The organism is Bacillus sp. PAMC28748 (assembly GCF_014250415.1).
In the GTDB taxonomy this organism is placed as follows: Bacteria; Bacillota; Bacilli; order Bacillales; family Bacillaceae; genus Bacillus; species Bacillus licheniformis.
In genome coordinates, this window is sequence record NZ_CP060192.1 from 2,882,978 (window position 1) to 2,907,755 (window position 24,778).

The window sequence follows — 24,778 nt, forward strand, 5'->3', positions numbered from 1 at the left end:
CCACCTTCAAGTGTAAGCGAATTGATGTTCTGCTGCAATTCATAATGATTATTGTTCACAAAAATGCAATAGAAGGCGTTCACATTTTTATTGGTTTTGAAGACTTGATAATTGTGGCTTCGTTTGATAGAACTATATTAGAATGACAGTGGTTTTCCGCTCTTGTTCACAACTTTTCCTTCATCTGTAAAGAAAGTCATAAAAAGTTCACAAATATAAACCGGTTTGTCGATTAATATTTAATAGGCTGTTTTTTTCCATCCGGTAATCTTGTATGATAGAGTTGTAGGTTTTTTATGAATATACCGCTTCTCTTGACGTGATGAAGGTTTGAGTAAGGGGGGTTAGTATTATGGCTGAAACAAGAATTACAGCTGATACAGCAATGAATGGACAAATAGAAGAGACGACAGCATGGAAAAATTTCCTCGCCCTTATCAAAGTCGGGATTGTTTACTCGAACCTGATAACAACTTTTACGGGCATGTGGCTCGCTTTTTACTTTTCAAATCTGAGCTTTCTAGGAAACCTTGATATCGTGCTGTTCACTTTAGCGGGGTCCTCGCTTATTATTGCAGGCTCATGCGTCATCAACAACTTTTATGACCGTGATATTGACCAGCTCATGCAGCGGACGAGAACAAGGCCGACGGTGACTGGAAAAATCCAGCCTTCACAGGCATTGTGGTTCGGCATTCTGCTGACTGCGCTCGGTTTTATCATGCTGCTGATGACCAATCTGACAGCTGCCGCAGTAGGATTTGTCGGCGTCTTTACGTACGTGTTTCTATACACGATGTGGTCAAAGCGCCGCTATACCGTTAATACGATCATCGGAAGTGTGTCAGGGGCTGTTCCACCTTTGATCGGATGGACCGCTGTCCAAGGTTCCATCGGAGTCGAGGCGTGGGTGCTGTTTTTAATTATGTTTATTTGGCAGATTCCCCACTTTCTGGCGCTTGCGATTAAGAAAACGGAGGAATACAGAGCCGCAAATATACCGATGCTGCCTGTTGTACACGGTTTTGAAGTGACGAAAAGGCAGATCATCATTTGGATTGCCTGCTTAATGCCGCTGCCGTTTTTCCTGGGCGGACTCGGACTGCCGATCGTCATTTTGGGGACGGTGCTTAATATCGGCTGGCTCGTTTGCGGTCTGGTCGGTTACAGAAGCAAAAATATCATGAAGTGGGCAACGCTCATGTTTGTATATTCATTAAATTACTTGACCATTTTCTTCGTTGCCATGGTCGTATTTACACTTTTTAAAATTGGATAGAACTCTATAATTCATCACATTGAAGGCTGTCAATTAACACTTCAAGCAGACAACAATCATGTAAAAGCCGCCTTATCGATTTTTTCGATTATGTTTAACAAGGCGGCTTTACGTTCATACATAGATGGTATTTTGAGTAAAAAACCTCATTATTTACGAAATGAGGAAATGTAAGTGCTTTAATTGGAGTGGGGAGTCAGATGAATGAATAGGTGTCCTATAAACGTTTGAACAGTGAAAGTTTCAAAAGGATTGATTGAAAAGGGGTTGGGAAGAAATGTTAAAGAAATGGCGTCTGATGTCGCTGTTCACTATTTTGGCGCTTGTTTTAGCAGGGTGCGGAGAACCGTTTATATCAACGCTGCAGCCGGTGGGCGAGGTGGCTGATCAGCAGTATTTCCTAATGATTCTCAGCACGCTGATCATGGTTGTTGTTGTAGTAGTGGTAAGTTTCATTTTCGTATTTGTCATCGTCAAGTACAGAAGATCTAAGCTCGGTGATGACCACATCCCGAAACAGGTTGAAGGAAACCGCAATTTAGAAATTTTATGGACTGTTATTCCGATTATCCTCCTTCTTATCCTGGTTGTTCCTGTTGTCGCACAGACCTTTGATCTTGCTGATACGAAACCGATGGATAAGAAAAACAGGGATCCGGAGAAGACGCTCGTCGTCAACGTGCGGGCGAACCTTTACTGGTGGGAATTCGAATATCCTGACTACGGCGTGATTACGAGCCAGGAGCTGGTCGTGCCGACCGATGAACGCATTTACTTCAAGCTGAAAGCTTCCGATGTCAAACATTCATTCTGGATTCCTTCTGTCGGGGGCAAGGTTGATACGAACACAGACAATGAAAACAAGTTCTACTTAACGATTGATTCAAAACGGGCGGAAAAAGCCGGAGACTATTTCTACGGGAAATGCGCCGAGCTCTGCGGACCTTCCCACGCTTTAATGGACTTTAAAGTTAAAGCGGTTTCGAAGGATGAGTTCAAGAAATGGATGAGCGATATGGAAAACAATAAAGCGGAAGCGAAAACCGATCTCGCTGTTGAAGGAGAAAAGGTGTTCAAAGAGAAAAACTGCCTGAGCTGTCATGCGACCGATTCAAAAGACCAAAGGGCGGAAGCGGCCAGAACGGCTCCGAACCTCGCGACTTTTGGAGACAGGTCGACGATCGCCGGCGTGAAGGAATTCAACGATGAAAACTTGAAAGCGTGGCTCAAGGATCCTGAAAGCATAAAACCGGGCAACAAAATGACCGGCACATACCCTGATTTGAGCGAGAAGGAACTTGATGCACTGACTGAATATTTAAAGGGGTTAAAAACCGAAGACTAACGCTTCAAAGGGAGAATGAGGGAGGTTACATTGTGAGTACGCTTAAGAAAAAGCAAGGTTTTGGGGCTGTATTATGGGACTATTTAACGACTGTCGATCATAAAAAGATCGCCATCCTTTATTTGCTGGGCGGCGGGTTCTTCTTTGTGCTCGGCGGAATCGAAGCGATGCTGATCAGGGTTCAGCTGATGATACCGAACAATGACATCATGAGCGGCGGGGTCTACAATGAAATCATGACGATGCACGGCACAACGATGATTTTCCTGGCGGCGATGCCGCTGTTGTTCGCATTGATGAACGCCGTCGTTCCGCTGCAGATAGGCGCGCGGGATGTCGCGTTTCCATTCTTGAACTCGCTCGGCTTCTGGCTGTTTCTTTTCGGCGGCATCTTTCTGAATTTAAGCTGGTTTTTGGGAGGGGCACCCGATGCCGGCTGGACGTCTTATGCGTCGCTTTCCCTTCATTCCGAAGGGCACGGGATCGATTTCTATGTTCTCGGTCTGCAAATTGCCGGGATCGGTACGCTGATTGCCGGGATTAACTTTCTCGCGACGATCATCAACATGAGGGCGCCGGGCATGACATACATGAGGCTGCCGCTTTTCACATGGACGACATTCGTCGCTTCGGCTTTGATTTTGTTCGCGTTTCCGCCGCTGACCGTAGGCATTGCGCTCTTGATGCTGGACCGGTTGTTCGGAACGAGCTTTTTCAATCCGGAATTAGGCGGAAATACGATCATTTGGGAGCATCTGTTCTGGATTTTCGGACACCCTGAAGTTTATATTCTCGTACTCCCGGCGTTCGGCATTTTTTCGGAAATCATTCCGGTTTTTGCGAGAAAAAGGCTGTTCGGCTATTCTTCAATGGTATTTGCAACCGTATTGATCGGCTTTTTAGGCTTCATGGTTTGGGCTCACCATATGTTTACAACGGGACTCGGGCCTGTGGCAAACGCCATTTTTGCGGTGGCGACGATGGCCATTGCCGTCCCGACTGGTATTAAAATCTTCAACTGGCTGCTCACGGCGTGGGGCGGGAGCATCAAGTTTACAACGCCGATGCTTTACGCGATATCCTTTATCCCGACGTTTGTTATGGGCGGGGTGACAGGCGTCATGCTTGCTGCCGCACCGGCTGACTATCAGTTCCATGACACGTACTTTGTCGTGGCCCACTTCCATTACGTCATCATTGGCGGAGTGGTGTTCGCCATCCTCGCCGGAGCTCATTACTGGTGGCCGAAAATGTTCGGGAAAATGCTGAGCGAAGCGTTGGGCAAAATAACGTTTGTACTCTTTTTCATCGGGTTCCACCTGACGTTCTTCATCCAGCATTGGCTCGGATTGTGGGGAATGCCGAGACGCGTGTTCACATACTTGCCGAATCAGGGATTTGACATGGCGAACCTGATCAGTTCAATCGGAGCTGTGTTTATGGCGGCTGCGGTCATCATACTCGTGATCAATATTATCGTGACGACTGCCAAAGGGGAAAAAGTCGGCAGCGATCCTTGGCATGACGGAAGAACGCTTGAGTGGGCCGTTTCTTCGCCGCCTCCTGAATACAACTTCAAACAGCTGCCTTTGGTCAGAGGCCTTGATGCTTTATGGATCGAAAAAAGAGCCGGCAAGCAGTCAATGACCGCCGCGGAGCCGCTTCAGGACATCCATATGCCAAACGGATCGATTCTTCCGTTCATCATGTCACTCGGGCTGTTTATATCCGCCTTCGGCTTTATGTACCGGACGGAATTTGCCTGGGGGCTGCCTGTCATTCTGATCGGGTTAGGGATCACGTTATTTATGATGCTTCTCCGGTCTGTAATTGATGACCACGGGTACCATATTCATAAAGAAGATCTGATGGATGATGACGACAAAGGGGTGAAGGCATAATGCATACAGAAGAGAAATTGACGGCTGAAACCTTCCCGGCTTCTCCTGAAAAAGCTACGTTAGAAGGAAAAAATAAATTTATCGGCTTTTGGCTATTTCTCGGGGGAGAGACGGTTCTTTTCGCGTCTCTCTTCGCAACATACCTTGCGCTGAAGAATTCGAATGCAGGGGGGCCGAAAACGACCGAGATGTTCGACATGGGGCTGGTCTTTCTTGCGACAATGCTCCTTTTGACGAGCAGTTTGACGAGCGTGTATGCGATGTATCATATGAAAAACTTCGCTTTTAAAAAGATGCAGGTTTGGCTCGGAATCACCGTTCTGCTCGGTGCAGGCTTTCTGGCGCTTGAAATATATGAGTTCACGCATTACATTCACGAATATGGGTTCACCATTCAAAGCTCGGCTCTCGGCTCCGCTTTTTATACGCTTGTCGGCACACACGGAGCACACGTTACCTTCGGGCTTCTCTGGATTCTTTCTTTGATGATCAGAAATGCGGGCCGCGGATTAAGCCTTTACAACGCGCCGAAGTTTTTTGTCGCAAGCCTCTACTGGCATTTTATCGACGTTGTCTGGGTGTTTATCTTTACCGTTGTATACTTGATGGGGATGGTGGGATAAAAATGGTGAATAACGAAAACAGAGGGAATCCCAAAACAGATCTTGCCTACCGCAAAAAGAAAAACGCGGAGGACATGAGATATCAGGTTATTTCATTCGGTTTGATGATCGGCCTGACCATTGTCGCTTTTTTAACGGTCGCCTCAGATGCCGGCGTATGGTTTACGGTGCCGTTTATTCTGTTGCTCGCCGTCATTCAGGTTGCGTTTCAGCTGTATTACTTTATGCATATGAGTCAGCGGGGGCATGAAGCGCCGACTTTGTTCCTTTATTCGGGCGTTTTGGTCGCTTTTGTTACCGTGTTGGCTTTTGTAACGCTAATCTGGTGGTAATCGAACCGACATACAGAAAGGAGGATGCTCATGTTGGGCAGCCTTGAAATATTCGGTTTTCGCGCCCTTTGGAGCCCCTATTTCCTAGGGGCTGTCGTTTTCATAACCGCCCTTTACTTTTTTCTGATGAAACGCTTAGGATCAGAAGGAGAGCGGGCGTCCAGGAAAGAAATCGGTTTATTCCTGACGGCGATGATTCTTTTATACGCGTCTAAGGGCAGTCCGGTTGATTTGCTGGGACATATTATGTTCAGCGCGCATATGGCGCAAATGGCGGTTCTGTATTTGATCGTGCCGCCTCTGATCATCCTTGGCATACCGCCTTGGTTTTGGAAAAAGGTCATTTTTCTGCCGATCGTCAAGCCGCTGTTCCGGTTTTTTTCCAAACCATTGATCGCGATAATCGTGTTTAACGGTCTATTTTCGATGTATCACATTCCATTGGTGTTTGATTTTATAAAGACGGATGCCGTTTATCATGCCGCCATTACCGTGCTGATCTTTATTGCAGCGTTTTTCATGTGGTGGCCGCTCGTTCACAATGTCGAGGAGCTTCCGCAGATGAGCGGACTTTTGAAACTCGGCTACATTATGGCTGACGGCATTTTGCTGACACCGGCGTGCGCGTTAATCATGTTCAGCGATACGGCTCTGTATTCGACATATTCGGATCCGTCAGCATGGGCGGAGGCAATGAAGCTGTGCGTTCCTCTCGATACGCTGAGCGGAATGACGCTTACAGGTCCGGAAATGTTCAGCAGCATGCCTGTTCTCGAAGATCAGCAGCTTGGCGCGATTGTCATGAAAATCCTACAGGAAATCGTGTACGGGACATTTTTGGCGATTATCTTTTTCGGCTGGGCGAGGAAGGAAAGAGCCAAAGACGAAAAGGACCTGGAAGAAGAATCATATTCTCCGTCTACGGTTCATTAAGGTCAAAAAAGGGTACAGCCTCACCGAGGGGCTGCACCCTTTTTTATGTACGCCTGCTACACTTCAAGCGCTGAAACCTTTTCTTTGATCGAATTCAGCACCGTCTTGCTTGTTTTGAGGAGCTGCGGCGGAAAATGTTCGTCTTCGCCGTATTCCACTCCATGCGGATAATAATATTTGCCCAAAAGCGGCGTCATCAGTTTGATTACCGCGCGCCGGGCGCCCACGTCACCTTCGATGGCATATCCGAACACGCGAAGGTAGAATCTTCCTTCGACCATATCGAATTTGCGGTCATATGTGACGCGTTCATAATCCCATTGTCCAGCTCTTACGAACCCTTCGTTTTCCATGATGTCGTCTAACCGGTTAAGGTCGGCAGTCAATCCTTCAATTCCGGATTCTTCAAATTTCATCCCGTAAAACCCCCTTAAAAAAATTACCTTTACTGACAATCATAGTATGAAAGCGTTAAACTTTCAATCCTGCCTGAGCCGATATATAAATATTTTTGTGGACAGTATGAATCGCGCGCGGCTTGACGACAATATGAACAAACGAACGACAAGAGGAGGTCTTCTGATTGACACGTGTGAAAGATATCATGACAAAGGAAACATTATATTGTACGGTTCTTGATAATGTATACGAGGCTGCCGTGAAAATGAAAGACGGGGATGTGGGAGCGATTCCGGTTGTGCTTGATGACGGCTTGGAACTGGTTGGGATCGTCACTGACCGGGATTTAGTGCTGCGGGGAATCGCAGCTAAAAAACCGAATTCGCAAAAAATTACAAATGTCATGACGACTGATCTCATTACGGTAAGTGAAGACGATTCAATTGAAAAAGCGGTCGATCTCATGGGAGATTATCAGATCAGAAGGGTCCCGGTTACACGGGGAAAAACGCTTGCCGGCATCATTACGCTCGGCGATGTTTCAACTCACAATAAATCGAACCGCCAGGCTGGCGACGCGCTGACATTTATATCTGAAAACGAAGAGCGGCCTGGAGATTTTCTTCATTAAAACATATTTTGTCTCACATCTTAATAGGCTGTATTAACATTGAAAATTCATGTCAGTTCTGTTTAAATGACACTAAAGGCAAGTTTTTGATGCGTGCGCAGCTTAATGGATAGATTGATCCGTCAGTCGGAGGTGAAAGTTTGAAAAATATATTAAGAGCGGTCGTGATCCTTCTCATCGTTGCGGCTTCATACACGCTGTTTATTCAATACGGCTCAACGCCTGAGAAAATTGCGAAGGAAGACAAGCCGCAAGTCTCAAACGAAGATGCAAAAAAAGAGAAGCCCTTGAACATTCCCGATTCCGGCCTGCTTTCCTTTATCGGGGAATCGGCCGAGACGATCGAAAAGAAACTGGGGAAACCGGACAGAGTCGATCCTTCAGCGTATGATTATGAATGGTGGGTCTATAACCAAGGGAAAAAACAGTACGTTCAAATCGGCTTGCTGGGCGGCAAGGCTGTGACATTGTTTGCGACAGGCGACGGGGTGAACACCGCTCCGTTTAAAATCGGACGGCCGTCAAGGGAAGTTTTCAAAACGACCCAGATCGCCCCGTATGTCAATGTTCAATATAAAGGCAGTTCATACCGTTTTGAGTTTTCCGAGGAAGATATGAATACAAGGCCGACGGTTAAAGTCGGAGACATCTATGTTCAGCTGTACATGGATAAATTCGAGGGGACGCTTTCAAGCATCAGGGCATTTGATGCGCCGACTTTAATCAAGCAAAGGCCGTATGAAGTTGTCTACAGAGGCACCCTGATCGAGCCTAAAGCATTGACAGAATCGGATTGGAAGAAAATCGAGAAAGCAAATGAGAAGCAGATTTTTGATATAACAAACGTTATCCGCGCAAGGCACGGCCTGTCTGAGCTCACTTGGGATGAAGGCGTATCAAAAGTGGCTTACGGCCACAGCAGCGACATGAAAGAGCACCATTACTTCTCCCATGTGTCAGAAACGGAAGGCACCCTCAAAGACAGGCTTGAAAAAGGAAAAGTCAATTTTGAGCAGGCGGGGGAAAATATCGCGCTCAACTATGTCGACGGGCCTGCGGCGGTTGAAGGCTGGTTAAACAGCGAAGGGCACAGAAAAGCGCTCTTAAATGCCGACTATACCCATCTCGGCGTCGGGGTGGATGAGAAATATTATACGCAAAACTTTATTAAAGAATGGCAATAGAGCCCGGGACAATACCCGGGCTTTTCGTTTTTTGAGAAATCCTGAAATGTCGGCTGCTCACCGTTCCTGTAAAAAGAGGAATTTTAGGCGAACATTTTTTGCCGGGGCGGATTACACTATAGTAGGCATATGTTTTCGGAGGGGGTGTAGACGTTGGCAAATCAAAACGCGCAATCATCCATCAATGAATTTAAGCAATTTATAAAACGGCATCCTAAGTTGATTTCCGAAGTCCGGAAACAAGAAAAAAGCTGGCAGGAAGTCTATGAAAACTGGGTTTTGCTCGGGGAAGACGATTCGATATGGGATCCGTACAGGGAAGAAGCTTCAGCGGAAAAGGAGCCGGACGCTGGCGGCAAAAACGATTTCATTTCGAAAATGGTGACGGCCGTTCGAAAGATGGATGCCAATCAAATGAATGAGCAGATCAATAAAATGAGCCAGTCTATTTCTTCGCTGCAAAGCTTGCTCAGCCAGTTTTCGGGCGGAAGCCAAAAACAGCAGAAACAAAGCGGCGGCGAGCATCCGTTTTCTTTCCGAAAAGATTAGGGAAGGAGAAAGACATGCGTAAAGAAGTGCAGGAGTATGTGTTCGCCGACGAAGAGCGCCGCCGGTTCATCCGTGAGCAGCCGGTCTGGTACCGCAAGCTTTCGCGGAATCCGAATGATCTGTCAGCCTTTCATCTCGATATGATGAATTTTTATGAAAAAACGATTCCTCACAGGGTCAACCAGTTATCGGGCAGCATTCAGATGGCCCAGATGATGCTGCAAATGTTTCATGCGATGCGCACTCAGGATTAATTTAAGCCTGAGTCTTTTTTTGTGATGATAAATCGCGCCATTCTGGTAAAGCTAGGTGTGAAGGAGTTGATCTGTGATGAAGAAGTGCTGGCTTGTAATCTTTCTGTGCCTCTTGCTGGCCGGCTGCGCCACCCATAAACCAAAGCCCAAAGGCTTATCTGATTGGCGCGATTCCGCTTGTGAAAGCGAAGTTTTTGGAAAATTATAGTTCGGAGGCGGCATAGACATTTTTGAAAACGGCTGTTTTGTGATACACTATAGCTGGAGGTGCATGTCTATGTTTGCCACAATGGAATCGTTGCGGCTTCAAAATGAAGCATATGATTTGGCCAACATGATTCTTCAATCAGAGGCGGCTGAACATTACAGAAAATGCTACAAGCGTCTCCGCGAAGATGAAGAGGCCGGACGTATTATCGCTTCGTTTACGAAAATAAAAGAACAGTACGAGGATGTGCAGCGCTTTGGCAAGTATCATCCTGATTATAAAGAGATATCCAAGAAAATGAGGGAAATCAAACGGGAGCTTGACCTTCACGATACAGTAGCCGAATTTAAAAAGGCGGAAACCGAGCTGCAATCCATTCTTGATGAAGTCAGCGTGGAAATCGGTCATGCTGTGTCAAAACATATCAAAGTACCGACTGGAAACCCTTATTTTGATAATCTTTCATCTTGCGGCGGCGGCTGCGGGTCAGGCGGAAGCTGCGGCTGTAAAGTTTCCTGATGAGGCTCGGTCGCCCCGAGCCTCGTTTTTTTATAGAACTTCATGCACAGAGCGACAGGCAGGTGAACAATTTGGAAATCAGGCGTCAAGGTTTAATCGTTTGGCTGCACTCCTTGAAGCAGGCGAAAATGCTCAGGAAATTCGGAAATGTTCATTACGTTTCAAAGCGGCTGAAATATGTAGTGGTGTATTGCAATATGGAAGATGCCGAAAGAATCATCGCAAAAATACGTTCGTACTCTTTTGTCAAACAGGTGGATCTTTCATACAAACCGTTTTTGAAAATGGAGTTTGAATCCAAGCAGGATAAAGCGAAAGAATACGACTATAAAGCCGGGCTCTAACTTGGTTTATGTTAAAAAAATCCCCGCAGAAATACCTCTGCGGGGTCCTTCTATTCCTTAAAAAATTAAGGAGAAGGCAAAGGGAGAGGAGAAACCGGAGGAAGAACTTATGGGGAAACGTAAGTCTTCTCCGCGGTTGGCAACAACATCAATCGATGCTGTTGCTATTATTATCACCACCGAGCCTTTTTGCTATACATATGAATTTGCACTTTGGGTGTTTGTGCCAGAAAACACTTTATGATAAGATAGGAATGATTTTTTTCGAGTTTTAAGAAAAAGTGGTGGAAGTATGAGAGTGATTTCTGGGACGTATAAGGGACGTGCCTTAAAGGCGGTTCCCGGCACGTCGACAAGGCCGACGACCGATAAAGTAAAGGAATCCATCTTTAATATGGTCGGCCCGTATTTTGAAGGCGGCACCGGCCTTGATCTGTACGCGGGAAGCGGCGGATTGGGCATTGAAGCGCTGTCGCGGGGATTTGACCGCTTCATTTTTGTCGACCGGGATTTTAAAGCGATTCAAACCGTGAAAGGAAATTTGAAAACGCTGGGCTTAGAAAAGTGCGCCGAAGTGTACAGAAATGACGCAGAACGGGCTCTGCATGCACTGGTGAAAAGGGGCGCAAGCTTTGATGCCGTCTTTTTGGACCCGCCATATCGAGAGCAAAAGCTGGAAGCGCTTTTATCGATCATTGATGAAGCGGATATGCTGACTGAAAGAGGGTTTATTGTGGCTGAGCATGCGAAGGAAGTCATGCTGCCGGATGCGGCGGGCGGACTTCAGCTTGCCCGGCAGGAAATATACGGCTTAACAGGCGTGACCATATACAGAAAGAGAGGGAATGGGGATGGCTAGCATTGCCGTTTGTCCCGGAAGTTTTGATCCGGTGACTTTTGGACATTTGGATATCATCAGGCGCGGGGCGAAAGTGTTTGATAAAGTTTATGTATGCGTTTTGAACAATTCTTCGAAGAAGCCGCTGTTTACAGTGGAAGAACGCTGTGGGCTGCTTCGCGAAGTGACGCAGGATATCCCGAATGTGCAAGTGGAATCTTTTCAGGGGCTTTTGATTGATTATGCAAAGAGCAAGCAGGCAAACGTCATCCTGCGGGGGCTTAGAGCGGTATCTGACTTTGAATACGAGATGCAGGGAACCTCGATGAACAAAGTGCTCGATGAAAATATTGAAACGTTTTTTATGATGACGAATAACCAATACTCGTTCCTCAGTTCAAGCATTGTCAAAGAAGTGGCAAAATATAAAGGTTCAGTCGCAGAACTCGTGCCGGAAGCGGTCGAGGCTGCACTTGAAAAAAAGTTTGCAAAAAATGAGCGGCCGTAACCGGCTGCTCATTTTTTAACAGGGGCGTAAGATTTGGCATAAAGAATGATATAGATGAGAAGGGTGCCGATTGTTAGGAGCGGACCGATCTCTGCTAAAGTGTTCCACATCTCCAGAAAGAAAGGTTCCGTCTTCCCGGCCGTCAGAAAGGAGAAGACCGGCTCAGTCGGAGAATAGAACGATGTGTAAAGAGGCTTCCAAAGAATAAGAACAAAGATCGCTGCATAAATTCCCTGGAGGATGCGAGCGATAAAAAACGGCTTAAAGCGGATATCCGTTTCAGCAAGAATGCCTGCAACCTGCGCTTGGACGCAGAAGCCGCTGAAACCCAAAATAAAGCTGACGATCACCGCTTGCTGGAGAAGCGCCGCATCCGTTGCGCTGACCAGTTTGCTGCCGAGCGTAATCTCAAACAATCCCGATAATAAAGGCTTATCAAAATCACCGGGCAATTGAAGAGCCGTCAAAATCATTCTTGTCGCGTGCGAAAGAATGTCGGTGATGTGCATCACAGAAAGAATGTTATTAAAAACCGAAAAAAGAATGATGAAGCCGCCCACCATTAGCAGCGTTTGAACGGAGGAGATGACAGCATCGCTCAAAAGTTTGCCGAGCGGCCGCTTTTCTTCAAGTCTTGCCTGATGGAGCGCTTTTAAGGCTTCTTTAATTGAAGGCACAGGAAGCTTCTTTCGCACGGCGGTGCGGTTTTCTTCTTTTCTTCCGTAAGTGCGCATCGTCAGTCCAACTGCGAAATTGCCCAAATAATGGGCCGCCGCAAGCACAACGCCAAGAGAAGGATTATGGAAAAAGCCGACCGCAACGGCTCCGAAAATAAACAGCGGGTTAGATGAGTTGGTGAATGAAGCGAGCCGCTCTGCTTCGACCCGGGAAATCTGCCGTTCCTGTCTCAGCCTTGAAGTCAGTTTTGCGCCGGCCGGGTTTCCCGATGCCATTCCCATTGCGAGCACGAACCCTCCGACGCCGGGTACGCGGAACACCGGTCTCATGAAAGGCTCGAGCAACAGCCCGACAAACCTGACGACACCAAACCCGATCAAGAGCTCTGATAAAATAAAAAAAGGCAAAAGGGAAGGGAATACGACCTCCCACCACATGGCAAGTCCACTTTTAGAAGCGTCAAATGATTCTTGCGGGTGGGTAATGACGGCAGCTGTAAATGAAAGCAGCAAAACGGCAATCATGAGTGTCTTTACCTTTGACATGTCCATTTCTAACCCCCTTTGCGGCTGTGAATACACATTGGAAACAGGATCATGATAAAATAAACGAAAAGCTTGCCCGATTTGTGCGGTAGCCTTCTCCGTGAAACTTCTTTATCATTATACGAAGGCTGGTCCTTATTTTAGACCACCAGATTGCAGATCGGCGATGAAACAAATGAACCGGAAGCTCTTTAAACGCGCGGAAACCCTTCTCCTTGATGAGCATCAAAAGAAGGCATTTCATACATCTGTGAATTCATGCAGGCTGAAAATTCGAAGCCGGATCAAGATGTGAGCCGGTGAAAATAAAGATGGAGGGTTACATTTTCATGCTGAAAAAAAGAATTATACGCATCGCACTATTGCTCGTTATCATCGTGGCCGCGCTGTCATTTGTGAAGCTGCCATATTACATCACCGAACCTGGCGAAGCGACCGAGCTGAACCCTTTAATTAAAGTCGATAACGGCTATCCTGAAAAAGGGAGCTTTTCTTTAATGACAGTTAAAGTCGGTCCTGCCAACCCGCTTACATATATATGGGCAAAAATGCGCCCTTACCACGAAATTCTTCCGGAAGAAAATTTTAAACAAGAAGGCGAATCTGATCAGGAATATATGAAGCGCCAACTGCAAATGATGAGAGATTCCCAGGAAAATGCGATGATCGCCGCTTATAAGCGGGCCGGAAAAGAAGTCAGCTACACGTTTAACGGCGTATATGCCATGTCGGTCGTCAGCGGCATGCCTGCAGAAGGGAAAATACAAGTCGGGGACAAAATTAAAAAAGCGGACGGAAAATCGTTCCGGTCAGCGGAGAGCTTCGTCCGCTACATCGAGTCAAAAAAAGCCGGGGACCGCGTGAAAATCGTAGTTGAACGGGATAAAGAAGAAAAAACATATGAGATGAAGCTGAAAACATTCAAAGAAGATCCAAAGAGAGCGGGGCTCGGCGTCTCCCTCATCACAGACCGCAATATCAAGGTGAAGCCGGAGGTCGATATGGATATTGAAAACATCGGCGGCCCTTCGGCAGGGCTGATGATGTCAATGGAGATCTATAACCAGCTGACAAAAGAAGACGAGACGAAAGGACACCATATTGCTGGAACCGGAACGATCGACGACGAAGGCAAAGTCGGTCCGATCGGCGGCATCAGCCAGAAAGTCGTTGCGGCAGACAAGGCGGGAGCCGACATCTTTTTTGCCCCGAACGAAGGCGGAAAAAAAGGATCAAACTATGAAGAAGCTGTAAAAACGGCAAAAGATATTAAAACCGATATGAAAATCGTCCCTGTCGACACGATGGATGATGCGATTCATTATTTGGAAGATAAAGTGAAAAACACCTGATGTCCATCAGGTGTTTTTATTTGCGCAAAAATATCCGGCTGTCTTCGTCATACCTGATCGGCGAAAGGGAATATTCCCGCTCTGTCAGCATCGTCCGCACCGGCTCTTTGAGCGGGGCGCTGTATACTTGGCCCGCTTTTATGTCAAGCTGGAGGGAAGGATGGGAAAACGATCCCGTCTTTGTAATAAGGGGTGCGCTCAAGCTTTTTTTCTTTTCAGCCAAATAGGCCTGCCCTTTTTTTGTCATTCCGAGAAGTCTGATATATGCCGGATGTGTTTCGTTTAACATGCGCTTAACGTCGGCTTTCTTCGTTTTTGTGAGGATATGGGTGTTCATGCGCTGCAGTCTTGTCCACGTATAGCGCTTCGTTTTCAAAAGCTCCATGTATTCCTTAAAAGAGCCTGCTTTCCGGATCGCTTTTTTGACGCGGTGCTCAAGGCCTTCTTCCACTTCGTATATCCCTTTCAGCTCTTCTGTATCCATTGTATGCAGGCTGTATTTCAAAAAGGGGAAATAATCTTCAGGCGAGTGCCACATGCCGAAAGTCCGGGCGTATTCATCGAGCTCATCGACCGTTGTCTTTGGAAGGTAGAAGCGGCTGTCCGCAAGGCTTCCCGTTTCAAAAATCGACTTGCGTATGCTCGTAGCGCTTGCGATTCGGTCCGCTTCAGGGAATGTTGAATCGTGATAGCCTGAGGACCGGCGCTTGACGGTTTCGGGCTTCATGCTTAATTGCTTTTGCATGATGGCTTTCACATAATGGAATCCGAGAATGTTGTTCGGCTTTGAAAGGTCAACGATGTTACCGCCTTCTCTTGTTACAGACCGGAACGCTTTTGCCATCGCTTGCGGGTAGCTCAGCCCAAACGCTATCTGCTTTCTGGCTTCTTCGTTGAGCCTGTCTTCGTGCTCTATCGTGTGTGCGGCTGTATTGAGAAATGCCTCAATATCGCCGTGCTCGCTTCCGAAAAACAAAGAAGAACACCCTAATTCATTTAAAATCGAGACGGCGCCTTCAGCAAACGTTTCCGCTTTTTGGACGGCGAATATGTAAGGGAGTTCAACGACGACATCGGCAAAAGATGCGAGCGCCATCTTCGTACGCGCCCACTTTGATACGATGGCGGGTTCGCCGCGCTGCAAAAAGGAGCCGCTCATAACGGCAACCGCCACCTCGCTCCGCGTTTCTGATTTTGCTTCCTTTATATGATATAAATGTCCGTTATGAAAAGGATTGTATTCCACAACAAGGCCGACCGCTTTCATTTTTTCACCTCTCTTGCATCTCTTGAAATAGTTATGATACATTTACACATGGAATGTCCAGACGCCTCGCGAAAACAGCGTTTTTCCTAAGTGTATGAATTGTTGTTCACGATGTCAACGAATGAAAGGCGCAGGCGCATATCTGTAAAGAAAAAATATTGACAAAAAACATGATGAAAGCTATAATCATGTTTGTTGCTCACTTAGAGGTGATACAATGAAATGGACGATACATCAGCTGAATCAAATGCCGAAGAAGGACTTTGAATTTGATGAAACAGTTGATTTAAGCGAACTCTCTCAAAGCTCGGAAATCCGCAGCATTTCACCGGTGCGGGTGAAAGGGCGCGCGGAAATCCGCTCAAAGCAGGCTGCATTTGATTTTACCATTTCAGGCGAGATGATCTTGCCTTGCTCAAGAACGCTTGTTGATGTTCGTTATCCATTCAGCATTTCTACAAAAGAACTGTTTATATTTCATAAGACCGAGGAAATGGAAGATGAAGACATCCATATTGTTGAAGATGACCTCATCGACTTGACTCCGGTCGTGAAAGAAGAAATCCTTCTTGAGATCCCTATGCAAATCTTTTGTGAGTCTGTTCAAAAAGAAGAAGGTGCTCCGCAGGAGGGCAAGGATTGGCAGGTCATTACAGAAGATGACCGGAAAGACCGGATCGATCCGAGACTTGCCGGACTCGGGAAGCTCTTAAAACAAGAAGATGAATCTTAACGCTCTTTAAGGAGGTGGGAATAATGGCTGTACCTTTTAGAAGAACTTCTAAAACGAAAAAAAGACTTCGTCGTACACACTTTAAATTGCAAGTGCCTGGTATGGTAGAATGCCCAAACTGCGGTGAGATGAAACTTTCACACCGCGTCTGCAAAGCATGTGGATCATACAAAGGAAAAGACGTAAAAAGCAACTAATCGTCAACAATGAAAACACAAGACTTCATGTCTTGTGTTTTTTTATACCCGTTTTCCCTTCATCCTTTTATTTCCTGTAAAGAAAATAGTCTATCTACTCTATCAGCCGCATATGTATGAGGTAAATTCATAAAGTCATGGAGGGGGATAACATTTGACGATTACAAGACAGGATGCATGGACACAGGATGAAGATATATTGCTGGCTGAGGTCGTATTAAGGCACATTCGGGAAGGCGGGACACAGCTTTCAGCCTTTGAAGAAGTGGGCAAGGCTTTAAGCAGAACCGCGGCCGCCTGCGGATTCCGCTGGAATTCATTTGTCAGAAAGCAATACCAATCAGGCATTGAACTGGCAAAGAAGCAGCGCAAAGAGCTGCGCAAAAAAATCGGTATCCATTCCGCAAACCTTCCTGGATCTGTCAAAACGGTTTCTGAGAGCAAGGCGGAAAACCTGACGCTCGATGATGTCATAGAGTACTTGGAAAAGCTGAAAGAAGCCCCGGTTCAAAAGGACTTTATCGACGAGAAGAAAAAGCTTGCTGAAGAAATCAATGAGCTGAAACAAGAAGTTGAAAAGCTGCGAAGCGAAAATCAATCGCTGAAAAAAAAGCTTGAATTGACAGAAGAGGATTATAAAGCGCTGATTGAAATCATGGAGAGAGCCAGAAAAATGGTCGTTCTTCAGGGAGACGAACGAAACAAAAAGGCGATGCTCCAGCCGGAGCCGAATGAAAATCTGGGGGAAGCTTGAAAATAGAAAACCGGCCATCCGCTATCGGCCGGCTTTTTTCGTTTATGCTGATTCAGAACTTTGACTAGGTTCGCTCGCAGGATGCCAAACGAGCGGATTTTCCCCTTTATCCCGGGCCATATCGTATTTAACCGGTGTAAAGCCCATCTTGTTCCAAAAATCGGATGATTTGACGCGCGGACTTGTGCGAATCGGGAGTCCGAAAGATTTGGCGAACTCCACAAGCATCGTTCCGTAGCCGTTTCGCTGATACCCCGGCAAAACTTCAAGCTTCCAGAGCTCGAGGTAATCTTGGCCTTCTTCAAAATATTGGTTTGATTTACCATCCACTTTATACAGGCTCATTCTTGCGACGAGCCGATTTCCGTAATAGATGCCGTAAAACGGTGAGTTGCTGTCGTTTTCAATCATGTTGCTTTCAAGGTCCTCCAGCATGGAAAGCTCTTGAATCCCGTACTCCCTGAACTTTTTAAATTCTTCAAGCGTTTTGTAGTTGATCAGCAAACGTTCGACTTTGACCATTATGTTACCCCCTTGTTTGTGGTCTACTTCTATTGTAAACGCTTTTTTCAAAAAATCCAAATGATAAAAATTTTCTAATATAATGAAGCGAAACGGTTCTGAATATTTGAAACAACTGACAAGTCAACGGCGAAAATTTCTGCTATGATATACAGTATATGAAAAAATCAGGGTGTGAGAATGTGAAAATCGGAGTCATCGGAGGAGGCTCGGTCGGCCTCCTTTTTGCATACTATTTTTCGTTCGGCCACGAAGTGACTGTGATTGCGCGGAGAAAGGAACAGGCGGAAGCGATTGAAGAAAAGGGAATCCGCCTTCTTGAAGACGGGAAAGAGATGACCGTGAACGCCAGGGGCGTGACTGAACTTGATCCGGACTGCGACCTTCTTTTTGTTGCCGTAAAGGAGCATCAGCTCGGAGCCGTTCTGTCTGAGCTGGAGCAGGCGGCTCCTCTTGACATCATGTTCCTGCAAAATGGAATGGCGCATATTCCCGTGCTTGAAAAATGGCAGACGGGCCACCGCATCTATACGGGATCTGTGGAACACGGAGCTGTCAGGGTGGATGACCGTACATTCCGGCACACGGGAAAAGGGGCCGTAAAATGGAGCGCGTTCCGAAGCCAATCCGCCGCCCGGCTGAAAAAAGAGCTCGCTTCGGTGCATGAAGCGTTCCCTTTTATTTGGTGCGAAGACTGGTATAAGCCCCTCGCCGAAAAATTGATTGTCAATGCGTGCATCAATCCGCTGACGGCTCTTTTGCGGGTGAAAAACGGCGCGCTGCTTGAGGAGCCGATGTATGGGGCCTATATGAAGTTCGTCTTTGAAGAAGCGAGCCGGATTTTGGAACTTGAAGATCGCCAGGCAGCGTGGGACCATGTTCTTTCCGTCTGCCGCCGGACGAAAAGCAACACGTCCTCAATGCTTGCCGATGTGCTGGCAGAAAGAAAAACGGAAGCGGATGCGATCATCGGCTATCTGCTGAAGCGGGCAAAAGAGTCAGGAGAGCCCGCCCCGCACCTTACCTTTTTATATCGCAGCATCAAGGCGCTTGAAAACGAATGAAGCTAAATCTTTTGACCGAATCGCATAACGTGCTATACTCGTTTCGGATAGCTAACTATTTACTGGAGAAAGGAAGTTCTAGAGATGCAGCTTACTGAACTTTCCATACAAAGTCAAAACCCTTTTGTACGAGACTATATAAATGGAAAAAAGGAGATAGAGCCGTTTTTTGATTACGGCCTAAGCAATGAAAGTTGGAGTGTCCGTTTGGATGACCTTTCCTCCCGGACGTATGACCGCGATGCGTTAGCAGACTATTTGCTCGACTATCACCGCAAATTTCAATCGGCAACCATGAATGAAACAATCGAACGCCTTCGCGATCCGAAAAGCGTCGTCGTTGTCGGAGGGCAGCAGGCCGGCCTTTTAACGGGTCCTCTTTACACTATACATAAAATCGTATCGATCCTTTTATTAGCAAAGCAAAAAGAACAAGAGCTGAACGTTCCGGTCATTCCGGTATTCTGGGTTGCGGGGGAAGACCATGATCTGGAAGAAATCAATCACGTCTACATTTCTGACGGCGGCAAGGTGAAAAAGCACAAGCTCCCGCAGTCCCACTGGAAAAAAAGCCAGGCGGCAAAAACGGCGCTCGATGCCGAGAAAGCTGAAAAGTGGCTGGACGGGATTTTTGCTTCATTTGAAGAAACGGAGTATACGAATGATCTTCTCGGCCATTTGCGCCGATGTTTAAGGCAGTCTCTTTCTTTTACCGATTTTTTCGAATTTCTTGTTGCCGACATGTTTGAACAAGACGGCTTGATCCTTTTGAATTCCGGAGACCCGGGCATCAGAAACCTTGAAGCGCGCTTTTTCCGGCAGCTGCTGGACAAAAACGATGAGCTGACCGACTCTGTCAAACGGCAGCAGGAATTGATGAAACAACTGGGTTACACACCGATTATCGAAGGGGCCGCACAACATGCGAACATTTTTTATGAGCGCGACGGCGAGCGGTTTTTAATTGAAAAAGAAAACGGCGCGTTTTTTATAAAAGAGCTTCATCTTCAGTGGTCTGAAGCAGAGCTTTGCGATTTGATCTGCCAGAACCCGGAAGCGTTCAGCAATAATGTCGTAACCCGGCCGCTCATGCAGGAATATCTTCTACCGACATTGGCGTTCATCGCCGGTCCCGGAGAGATCAATTATTGGGGCGAGCTGAAAGGCGCTTTTCAGGTCATGGGCTATAAAATGCCGCCTGTCGTACCGAGGCTTCAGGTTACATTCCTTGAACGGCACATCGAAAAAAAGCTGGACGAACGGGGAATCGAACTCCGCGAATCGATTGAAAAGGGAGCGCGGGCCAAAAAAGAGCAGTATTTTCAAGATAAGGTTCCGAACGGATTTACCGATTCGGTCAAACAGGCGAAAGAAAAAATCGAAAACATTCATTCCGCAGTGCGCGCCGAAGCCCTCGAAATCGACGGCAGCCTCGGCCCCCTTTTAGAAAAAAACGCGGGCTTCATTCAAGATCAGCTCCAATTTTTGGAGAAAACAGTCATCAGAAGGATTGAAGAAAAAGAAAACTATATTTTGCGTGATTTTGACAAAATTCAAACAAGCATCAAACCTTTAGACGCTCCCCAGGAGAGAATTTGGAACATCGTGTATTATTTGAACAAATACGGTCCGGATTTCTTGGAAAAATACAAGGATTTGCCATATTCATTTCAAAACATGCATCAAGTTGTCAAACTTTGAAATAATTTTTTAAAAAACCCTGAGTAGTTCAGGGTTTTTTTTTGTTCTAAAACAGTGTAAAATAAATTTGTGGAGAGAAGTGGTGGATAGTGGTGAGTTGAGGAACGAAAGTGGGGACCGAGATCATGTTTATGGGTGAATACCAGCATACGATTGATTCAAAAGGCCGCATGATCGTTCCGGCGAAATTCAGAGAAGGCCTCGGCGAGCAGTTCGTTCTGACGCGCGGGCTTGATCAGTGCCTGTTTGGCTACCCGATGTCCGAATGGAAACTCATCGAAGAAAAACTGAAGGCCCTTCCTCTTACGAAGAAAGATGCACGCGCTTTTACCCGCTTTTTTTTCTCCGGAGCCACCGAATGCGAATTGGACAAGCAGGGCCGGATCAACATTGCATCACCGCTGTTAAATTATGCAAAGCTTGAGAAGGAATGCGTGGTCATCGGAGTTTCAAATCGAATTGAATTGTGGAGCAAAGAGATTTGGGAACAATACGTAGAAGAGCAGGAAGATTCATTTGCCGAAATAGCTGAAAACATGATCGGATTTGATATATAATGAATCTTTGCGCATGCGGCGCTTCTGCAATCAGTTCATTTGAAAAAGGTGGGACTAGTAAAGAAATGTTTGAGCATACAACAGTATTATTAAAAGAAACAGTTGATGGTTTAAATGTAAAAGAAGACGGTACATATGTAGACTGCACATTAGGCGGTGCCGGTCACAGCGAGTATTTGCTTTCACAGCTGTCTGAAAAAGGCAAATTGGTCGCTTTTGACCAGGATGAAACCGCACTCCGCCATGCGAAGGAAAAACTGGCGGATTATGAAGGACAAGTCGTTTTCATAAAAAGCAATTTTCGGTATTTAAAAGACCGTCTAAACGAAATCGGCATCACGAAAGTGGACGGTGTTTTATTTGATTTAGGCGTCTCATCTCCTCAGCTGGATACACCCGAAAGGGGCTTCAGCTATCATCATGATGCACCTCTTGATATGCGAATGGACCAGTCGGCGGGCCTTTCGGCAAAGGAAGTCGTCAATGAATGGCCTTATGAGGATCTCGTGAAAATCTTCTTTAAATACGGAGAAGAGAAGTTCAGCAAGCAAATTGCCAGGAAAATCGAAAAAGCAAGAGAACAATCGCCTATTGAAACAACAGGCCAGCTTGTCGATATCATCAAAGAGGCGATTCCCGCACCGGCAAGAAGAAGCGGCGGGCATCCGGCTAAACGGATCTTCCAGGCGATTCGAATTGCGGTAAACGATGAGTTGAGGGTATTTGAAGAAGCGCTTTTGCAGGCGATTGAGGTGCTGAAGCCGGGCGGAAGAGTATCGGTCATCACATTCCACTCGCTGGAAGACCGGATCTGCAAATCGACATTTAAAGACATGTCGTCGCCTCCTGAACTGCCTCACGGACTGCCCGTGATCCCCAAGGAGTTTGAACCGAAATTAAAATTAGTCAACAGAAAGCCGATCACAGCTTCCGAAGAGGAGCTTGAACACAATAACCGTGCGCGCTCAGCGAAGCTGCGCATCGCGGAAAAAGCACGAGAGTGAGCTGTACGAATTAAAAGGAGGTCATCAGTCTATGAGCAATTTGGCTTATAAAGTAGAAAAACAGCAAAGACAGACAGACAGTGCAGAACAATCCGTTATCATCCGGAGAAGAGCATCGATTACGCTGGGGGAAAAGGTATTGATTGTGCTTTTCGCCCTGGCTGTGCTCAGCGCTTCACTTTTTATGATTTCAAAGGCTTTTGCCGCGTATCAGACCAATATTGAAATTCAAAAGCTCGAAAAGAAGGTTGAAACGGAAAGCAGCAGAGTTGATGACCTCGAAAAAGAAGCCGATATGCTGAAAGAGCCGGACCGTATCATGGACATCGCCCGGAAAAAAGGCCTTAAATTGGGTGATAAAAAAGTGAAAGACATACAGGAATGATGCAAAATGCCGAAAAAAAATAAATTCATGAACAGAGGAGCGGCAATACTCAGCATTTGTTTTGCCCTCTTTTTCTTTGTCATCGTAGGACGGTTTGCGTTTATTCAAGCGACGGGAAAAGTGAACGGCGAAGTGCTTGCGCAGAAGGCGAACGAACAGTATGAGAAAAAGCGGACGATCGAAGCCCACCGGGGATCGATCCTTGACCGGAACGGAAAAGTGCTTGCCGAAGATGCTACGACATATAAGCTTGTCGCGATTATGAGCGAAAAGATGAAGCCTCAATACGTTAAGGACAAGCAGCTGACAGCTGAGAAGCTCGCGCCGATCCTCGGCATGGATGAGGGGAAAGTGCTCGATATTCTAAATAAAAAAGGAGCGTTTCAGGTCGAATTCGGATCGGCGGGACGGGATTTGACATACGCCCAAAAAGAGAAAATCGAAAAGCTGAAGCTGCCGGGCATCGTGTTCACCCGCGATACGAAGCGCTACTATCCAAACGGAATCTTCGCCTCCAACCTCATCGGCTATTCGCAGATCAACGAAAAAACGGGTGAAATGCAAGGCATGATGGGCCTTGAAAAAACGCTGAACGATTATTTGAAAGAAACGGACGGATACATGACGTACGATACCGACAGAACGGGCTGGCGCCTGCCGAACAGCAATGAAAAGATTAAAGCGCCAAACAACGGAGACAACGTGTATTTGACGATCGATCAAAAAATCCAGGCGTTTTTGGAAGACAGCATGACGACCGTTCAAAAAGAGTACAAGCCGAAAAAGATTATGGCGGCGGTTGTTGATCCGAAAACGGGCAAAGTGCTTGCGATGGGGCAAAGGCCGAGCTTCAACCCGAACGTGCGCGATGTCACGAACTATTACAACGACCTTGTCTCCTACAGCTTTGAGCCGGGCTCGACGATGAAGATTTTCACATTGGCGGCGGCCATCCAAGAAGGCGTATATAATGGAGGAGAACAATACAAGTCTGGATCATATTCGGTTTCTAAAAAAGATAAGCCGATCAAAGACCATAACGGTGGAAACGGCTGGGGCCCGATCACTTTTAATGAAGGTGTTGAACGCTCCTCAAACGTCGCGTTTGCGATCCTTGCCAACGATAAACTCGGCACGGACCGGTTCAATCAATATTTGCGGAAATTCCATTTTTACGACAAAACGGGGATTGACCTGCCTGGGGAAGCGAACAGCAAAATCAACTTTGAATATTTGCGGGATAAAGTGTCGACGGCTTTTGGACAGAGCTCTGCTGTCACGCCGATCCAGCAGCTTCAGGCCGCGACGGCGATCGCCAATAACGGAAAAATGATGAAGCCTTATGTGATCGATCATGTCGTTGATTCTGACAAAAACAAAACGATTTATCAAAATAAACCGGAACAAGTCGGCCAGCCGATCTCTGCCAAAACGGCAAAAGAAGTGCGCGAGCTGTTGGGAAAAGTCGTCACATCTGAAAAAGGAACGGGGCAGCCGTACAAGATCGAAGGATTTGATGTCGCCGGAAAAACCGGTACGGCGCAAATTGCCGGAGAAGACGGCAGATATTTGACCGGCCGCGAAAACTACGTGTTCTCCTTCATGGGCATGGCCCCGAAGGACGATCCGCAGCTTCTCGTTTATGTGGCCGTGCAGCAGCCGCAATTAAAAGCTACGGAAACAGGCTCTGCTCCGGTGTCAAAAATTTTCAATCCGGTGATGAAAAACAGTCTTCACTACTTAAATATCACACCGAAAGAGACTGAAAAAGAAGAAAAGCAGGAAGAAAAACAGCTGAAAATGCCTGATTTCTCCGGCAAACGAGCCGAATCCGCCGCAAAAGAGGCGCAAGGCAGCAGCCTTGTTCCCGTTACGATCGGCGATGGCTTGGCTGTGAAAGAACAGTACCCGAAAGCGGGCGAAGCCGTCCTGCCGAACCAACGGGTCTTCCTGAAAACCGACGGGAAAATCACACTCCCAGATATGACAGGCTGGTCAAAACGGGACGCCCTCCGCTTCGGCGCCATGGCAGGCATTCATATCGAAACGAGCGGCCAGGGCTATGTGAAGAGTCAAAATGTAAAAGCAGGCAAAGAATTAAAAGCAAATTCAGTCGTGAAAGTCAGATTGAAAAACGAATAGATCCCGTCAAAGGCTATCGGCTCAAAGTCG

The 24,778-nt window shown here is 46.7% G+C and carries 29 protein-coding genes; 25 read left to right on the top strand and 4 right to left on the bottom strand.

The window, feature by feature from the left end; translation table 11 throughout:
- Nucleotides 1-352: 352 nt before the first annotated feature.
- From cyoE to ctaG, 6 genes are all read left to right on the top strand, one after another.
- Nucleotides 353-1,279, top strand: a complete 927-nt coding sequence (gene cyoE, locus H7F26_RS14855; RefSeq protein WP_017474829.1) for a heme o synthase — start codon at nucleotides 353-355, stop codon at nucleotides 1,277-1,279.
- A gap of 277 nt (nucleotides 1,280-1,556) precedes the next feature.
- Entirely contained in the window at nucleotides 1,557-2,624 is a 1,068-nt protein-coding gene (coxB, locus tag H7F26_RS14860; RefSeq protein ID WP_017474828.1) for a cytochrome c oxidase subunit II, read from the top strand.
- Between the two features lie 32 nt (nucleotides 2,625-2,656).
- Nucleotides 2,657-4,525 carry a cytochrome c oxidase subunit I gene (gene ctaD, locus H7F26_RS14865; protein ID WP_009328562.1) on the top strand — a complete coding sequence of 623 codons (1,869 nt, stop codon included), beginning with the start codon at nucleotides 2,657-2,659 and terminating at the stop codon, nucleotides 4,523-4,525.
- Nucleotides 4,525-5,148: a cytochrome c oxidase subunit III gene (ctaE, locus tag H7F26_RS14870; RefSeq protein ID WP_003181484.1), complete on the top strand. Its 624-nt coding sequence runs from the start codon at nucleotides 4,525-4,527 to the stop codon at nucleotides 5,146-5,148. The genes ctaD and ctaE overlap by 1 nt, the downstream gene beginning before the upstream one ends.
- A gap of 2 nt (nucleotides 5,149-5,150) precedes the next feature.
- Nucleotides 5,151-5,480, top strand: coding sequence for a cytochrome c oxidase subunit IVB (ctaF, locus tag H7F26_RS14875; RefSeq protein ID WP_003181487.1), 330 nt, complete (start codon nucleotides 5,151-5,153; stop codon nucleotides 5,478-5,480).
- Between the two features lie 33 nt (nucleotides 5,481-5,513).
- Nucleotides 5,514-6,413 (top strand): cytochrome c oxidase assembly factor CtaG, encoded by a 900-nt coding sequence (gene ctaG, locus H7F26_RS14880; RefSeq protein WP_026080860.1) that lies wholly within the window; start codon nucleotides 5,514-5,516, stop codon nucleotides 6,411-6,413.
- Nucleotides 6,414-6,469: 56 nt separating this feature from the next.
- Here the strand turns inward: ctaG and H7F26_RS14885 are convergent, their stop codons facing one another.
- A complete protein-coding gene (locus H7F26_RS14885) occupies nucleotides 6,470-6,829 on the bottom strand; it encodes a YugN family protein (protein ID WP_003181492.1) in 360 nt (119 codons plus the stop codon).
- Nucleotides 6,830-6,996: 167 nt separating this feature from the next.
- Here H7F26_RS14885 and H7F26_RS14890 point away from each other — a divergent pair, with 167 nt between their 5' ends.
- The 9 genes from H7F26_RS14890 (at nucleotide 6,997) to coaD (ending at nucleotide 11,847) form a co-directional block, all read left to right on the top strand.
- Complete coding sequence (locus tag H7F26_RS14890; protein ID WP_003181494.1) at nucleotides 6,997-7,443, top strand: CBS domain-containing protein; 447 nt, start codon at nucleotides 6,997-6,999, stop codon at nucleotides 7,441-7,443.
- Nucleotides 7,444-7,583: 140 nt separating this feature from the next.
- Nucleotides 7,584-8,627 carry a CAP domain-containing protein gene (locus H7F26_RS14895; protein ID WP_003181497.1) on the top strand — a complete coding sequence of 348 codons (1,044 nt, stop codon included), beginning with the start codon at nucleotides 7,584-7,586 and terminating at the stop codon, nucleotides 8,625-8,627.
- Nucleotides 8,628-8,780: 153 nt separating this feature from the next.
- A complete protein-coding gene (locus tag H7F26_RS14900) occupies nucleotides 8,781-9,176 on the top strand; it encodes a YlbD family protein (protein ID WP_003181499.1) in 396 nt (131 codons plus the stop codon).
- Between the two features lie 14 nt (nucleotides 9,177-9,190).
- Nucleotides 9,191-9,430, top strand: coding sequence for a YlbE-like family protein (locus tag H7F26_RS14905; protein WP_003181501.1), 240 nt, complete (start codon nucleotides 9,191-9,193; stop codon nucleotides 9,428-9,430).
- 277 nt (nucleotides 9,431-9,707) lie between these two features.
- Nucleotides 9,708-10,157: a regulatory iron-sulfur-containing complex subunit RicF gene (locus tag H7F26_RS14910; RefSeq protein ID WP_003181503.1), complete on the top strand. Its 450-nt coding sequence runs from the start codon at nucleotides 9,708-9,710 to the stop codon at nucleotides 10,155-10,157.
- Between the two features lie 71 nt (nucleotides 10,158-10,228).
- Complete coding sequence (locus H7F26_RS14915) at nucleotides 10,229-10,501, top strand: YlbG family protein (protein ID WP_009328559.1); 273 nt, start codon at nucleotides 10,229-10,231, stop codon at nucleotides 10,499-10,501.
- A gap of 109 nt (nucleotides 10,502-10,610) precedes the next feature.
- Nucleotides 10,611-10,745: a hypothetical protein gene (locus tag H7F26_RS22040; protein WP_254926361.1), complete on the top strand. Its 135-nt coding sequence runs from the start codon at nucleotides 10,611-10,613 to the stop codon at nucleotides 10,743-10,745.
- A gap of 48 nt (nucleotides 10,746-10,793) precedes the next feature.
- Nucleotides 10,794-11,360 (top strand): 16S rRNA (guanine(966)-N(2))-methyltransferase RsmD, encoded by a 567-nt coding sequence (rsmD, locus tag H7F26_RS14920; protein WP_003181507.1) that lies wholly within the window; start codon nucleotides 10,794-10,796, stop codon nucleotides 11,358-11,360.
- On the top strand, nucleotides 11,353-11,847 hold the full coding sequence (coaD, locus tag H7F26_RS14925; protein ID WP_003181508.1) for a pantetheine-phosphate adenylyltransferase: 495 nt from the start codon (nucleotides 11,353-11,355) through the stop codon (nucleotides 11,845-11,847). Before rsmD ends, coaD begins: the two co-directional genes overlap by 8 nt.
- An 8-nt stretch (nucleotides 11,848-11,855) precedes the next feature.
- Here the strand turns inward: coaD and ylbJ are convergent, their stop codons facing one another.
- Nucleotides 11,856-13,076, bottom strand: coding sequence for a sporulation integral membrane protein YlbJ (gene ylbJ, locus H7F26_RS14930; protein WP_003181511.1), 1,221 nt, complete (start codon nucleotides 13,074-13,076; stop codon nucleotides 11,856-11,858).
- 323 nt (nucleotides 13,077-13,399) lie between these two features.
- Between ylbJ and H7F26_RS14935 the strand changes: the two genes are divergently transcribed.
- Nucleotides 13,400-14,422, top strand: coding sequence for a SepM family pheromone-processing serine protease (locus tag H7F26_RS14935; protein WP_061565873.1), 1,023 nt, complete (start codon nucleotides 13,400-13,402; stop codon nucleotides 14,420-14,422).
- 16 nt (nucleotides 14,423-14,438) lie between these two features.
- Here H7F26_RS14935 and H7F26_RS14940 read toward each other — a convergent pair whose 3' ends face one another.
- Complete coding sequence (locus H7F26_RS14940) at nucleotides 14,439-15,689, bottom strand: nucleotidyltransferase (RefSeq protein ID WP_026699228.1); 1,251 nt, start codon at nucleotides 15,687-15,689, stop codon at nucleotides 14,439-14,441.
- 217 nt (nucleotides 15,690-15,906) lie between these two features.
- Between H7F26_RS14940 and H7F26_RS14945 the strand changes: the two genes are divergently transcribed.
- From H7F26_RS14945 to gerR, 3 genes are all read left to right on the top strand, one after another.
- Nucleotides 15,907-16,422 carry a YceD family protein gene (locus tag H7F26_RS14945; RefSeq protein WP_003181519.1) on the top strand — a complete coding sequence of 172 codons (516 nt, stop codon included), beginning with the start codon at nucleotides 15,907-15,909 and terminating at the stop codon, nucleotides 16,420-16,422.
- Nucleotides 16,423-16,445: 23 nt separating this feature from the next.
- A complete protein-coding gene (rpmF, locus tag H7F26_RS14950) occupies nucleotides 16,446-16,619 on the top strand; it encodes a 50S ribosomal protein L32 (RefSeq protein WP_003181522.1) in 174 nt (57 codons plus the stop codon).
- A 154-nt stretch (nucleotides 16,620-16,773) separates the two neighbouring features.
- Nucleotides 16,774-17,373 carry a sporulation-specific transcriptional regulator GerR gene (gerR, locus tag H7F26_RS14955; RefSeq protein WP_003181524.1) on the top strand — a complete coding sequence of 200 codons (600 nt, stop codon included), beginning with the start codon at nucleotides 16,774-16,776 and terminating at the stop codon, nucleotides 17,371-17,373.
- 42 nt (nucleotides 17,374-17,415) lie between these two features.
- Here the strand turns inward: gerR and H7F26_RS14960 are convergent, their stop codons facing one another.
- Nucleotides 17,416-17,895: an N-acetyltransferase gene (locus tag H7F26_RS14960; protein ID WP_003181526.1), complete on the bottom strand. Its 480-nt coding sequence runs from the start codon at nucleotides 17,893-17,895 to the stop codon at nucleotides 17,416-17,418.
- Between the two features lie 182 nt (nucleotides 17,896-18,077).
- On the opposite strand from H7F26_RS14960, the gene H7F26_RS14965 reads away from it, so the two are divergent.
- The 6 genes from H7F26_RS14965 to H7F26_RS14990 all read left to right on the top strand — a co-directional run bounded on the left by H7F26_RS14965 (nucleotide 18,078) and on the right by H7F26_RS14990 (nucleotide 24,748).
- Nucleotides 18,078-18,959 carry a 2-dehydropantoate 2-reductase gene (locus H7F26_RS14965; RefSeq protein WP_003181528.1) on the top strand — a complete coding sequence of 294 codons (882 nt, stop codon included), beginning with the start codon at nucleotides 18,078-18,080 and terminating at the stop codon, nucleotides 18,957-18,959.
- An 84-nt stretch (nucleotides 18,960-19,043) separates the two neighbouring features.
- Complete coding sequence (gene bshC, locus H7F26_RS14970; protein ID WP_003181529.1) at nucleotides 19,044-20,660, top strand: bacillithiol biosynthesis cysteine-adding enzyme BshC; 1,617 nt, start codon at nucleotides 19,044-19,046, stop codon at nucleotides 20,658-20,660.
- Nucleotides 20,661-20,785: 125 nt separating this feature from the next.
- Nucleotides 20,786-21,217, top strand: coding sequence for a division/cell wall cluster transcriptional repressor MraZ (gene mraZ / locus H7F26_RS14975; protein WP_009328555.1), 432 nt, complete (start codon nucleotides 20,786-20,788; stop codon nucleotides 21,215-21,217).
- Nucleotides 21,218-21,282: 65 nt separating this feature from the next.
- Entirely contained in the window at nucleotides 21,283-22,221 is a 939-nt protein-coding gene (rsmH, locus tag H7F26_RS14980; RefSeq protein WP_009328554.1) for a 16S rRNA (cytosine(1402)-N(4))-methyltransferase RsmH, read from the top strand.
- 31 nt (nucleotides 22,222-22,252) lie between these two features.
- The gene (ftsL, locus tag H7F26_RS14985) at nucleotides 22,253-22,606 is read left to right on the top strand and encodes a cell division protein FtsL (RefSeq protein WP_003181536.1); all 354 of its coding nucleotides are present in this window, start codon (nucleotides 22,253-22,255) and stop codon (nucleotides 22,604-22,606) included.
- Between the two features lie 6 nt (nucleotides 22,607-22,612).
- Nucleotides 22,613-24,748 (top strand): penicillin-binding protein, encoded by a 2,136-nt coding sequence (locus tag H7F26_RS14990; protein ID WP_003181538.1) that lies wholly within the window; start codon nucleotides 22,613-22,615, stop codon nucleotides 24,746-24,748.
- The last annotated feature ends 30 nt before the right edge of the window (nucleotides 24,749-24,778 follow it).

What these genes read in the sequence shown, in the direction of transcription:
- cyoE (WP_017474829.1), top strand. Translation starts at nt 353, where the DNA reads ATGGCTGAAACAAGAATTACAGCTGATACAGCAATGAATGGACAAATA.
- coxB (WP_017474828.1), top strand. Translation starts at nt 1,557, where the DNA reads ATGTTAAAGAAATGGCGTCTGATGTCGCTGTTCACTATTTTGGCGCTT.
- ctaE (WP_003181484.1), top strand. Translation starts at nt 4,525, where the DNA reads ATGCATACAGAAGAGAAATTGACGGCTGAAACCTTCCCGGCTTCTCCT.
- ctaF (WP_003181487.1), top strand. Translation starts at nt 5,151, where the DNA reads ATGGTGAATAACGAAAACAGAGGGAATCCCAAAACAGATCTTGCCTAC.
- H7F26_RS14885 (WP_003181492.1), bottom strand. Translation starts at nt 6,829, where the DNA reads ATGAAATTTGAAGAATCCGGAATTGAAGGATTGACTGCCGACCTTAAC.
- H7F26_RS14905 (WP_003181501.1), top strand. Translation starts at nt 9,191, where the DNA reads ATGCGTAAAGAAGTGCAGGAGTATGTGTTCGCCGACGAAGAGCGCCGC.
- H7F26_RS14910 (WP_003181503.1), top strand. Translation starts at nt 9,708, where the DNA reads ATGTTTGCCACAATGGAATCGTTGCGGCTTCAAAATGAAGCATATGAT.
- H7F26_RS22040 (WP_254926361.1), top strand. Translation starts at nt 10,611, where the DNA reads ATGGGGAAACGTAAGTCTTCTCCGCGGTTGGCAACAACATCAATCGAT.
- rsmD (WP_003181507.1), top strand. Translation starts at nt 10,794, where the DNA reads ATGAGAGTGATTTCTGGGACGTATAAGGGACGTGCCTTAAAGGCGGTT.
- coaD (WP_003181508.1), top strand. Translation starts at nt 11,353, where the DNA reads ATGGCTAGCATTGCCGTTTGTCCCGGAAGTTTTGATCCGGTGACTTTT.
- ylbJ (WP_003181511.1), bottom strand. Translation starts at nt 13,076, where the DNA reads ATGGACATGTCAAAGGTAAAGACACTCATGATTGCCGTTTTGCTGCTT.
- H7F26_RS14935 (WP_061565873.1), top strand. Translation starts at nt 13,400, where the DNA reads ATGCTGAAAAAAAGAATTATACGCATCGCACTATTGCTCGTTATCATC.
- H7F26_RS14940 (WP_026699228.1), bottom strand. Translation starts at nt 15,689, where the DNA reads ATGAAAGCGGTCGGCCTTGTTGTGGAATACAATCCTTTTCATAACGGA.
- H7F26_RS14945 (WP_003181519.1), top strand. Translation starts at nt 15,907, where the DNA reads ATGAAATGGACGATACATCAGCTGAATCAAATGCCGAAGAAGGACTTT.
- rpmF (WP_003181522.1), top strand. Translation starts at nt 16,446, where the DNA reads ATGGCTGTACCTTTTAGAAGAACTTCTAAAACGAAAAAAAGACTTCGT.
- H7F26_RS14960 (WP_003181526.1), bottom strand. Translation starts at nt 17,895, where the DNA reads ATGGTCAAAGTCGAACGTTTGCTGATCAACTACAAAACGCTTGAAGAA.
- bshC (WP_003181529.1), top strand. Translation starts at nt 19,044, where the DNA reads ATGCAGCTTACTGAACTTTCCATACAAAGTCAAAACCCTTTTGTACGA.
- mraZ (WP_009328555.1), top strand. Translation starts at nt 20,786, where the DNA reads ATGTTTATGGGTGAATACCAGCATACGATTGATTCAAAAGGCCGCATG.
- rsmH (WP_009328554.1), top strand. Translation starts at nt 21,283, where the DNA reads ATGTTTGAGCATACAACAGTATTATTAAAAGAAACAGTTGATGGTTTA.
- ftsL (WP_003181536.1), top strand. Translation starts at nt 22,253, where the DNA reads ATGAGCAATTTGGCTTATAAAGTAGAAAAACAGCAAAGACAGACAGAC.
- H7F26_RS14990 (WP_003181538.1), top strand. Translation starts at nt 22,613, where the DNA reads ATGCCGAAAAAAAATAAATTCATGAACAGAGGAGCGGCAATACTCAGC.